Source organism: Pelomonas nitida, assembly GCF_043555975.1.
In the GTDB taxonomy this organism is placed as follows: Bacteria; Pseudomonadota; Gammaproteobacteria; order Burkholderiales; family Burkholderiaceae_C; genus Pelomonas; species Pelomonas nitida.
Window position 1 is genome coordinate 1 of the sequence record NZ_JBIGIA010000062.1, and the last position, 285, is coordinate 285.

The 285-nt window shown below is 68.4% G+C and carries 1 pseudogene; it reads left to right on the plus strand.

From position 1 onward, the window contains the following. Positions 1 to 181: pseudogene (locus ACG00X_RS24110) on the plus strand (Holliday junction branch migration protein RuvA); the annotation flags it as partial. Between the last annotated feature and the right edge of the window lie 104 nt (positions 182 to 285).

The window sequence follows — 285 nt, forward strand, 5'->3', positions numbered from 1 at the left end:
CAAGCTGGGACCGGACCTGGCGCTACCGGTGGCCGTCGCCAACGATGCCCAGGCCGACATCCTGCAGGCCCTGGTCGCCCTTGGCTACAGCGAGAAGGATGCCGCCACGGCGCTGAAGGCGTTGCCGTCCGACGTCGGCGTCAGCGAGGGCATCAAGCTGGCGCTGAAGAAGCTGTCATGATGCTCGCCCCCACGCTCACGCCGTTCGCGCCCCCCCAAGCGGGTGCCGACCTTGCTTGGGGCGGCCCGACGAAAGGTCGGCCATGAGCATCCAGACCGACGATT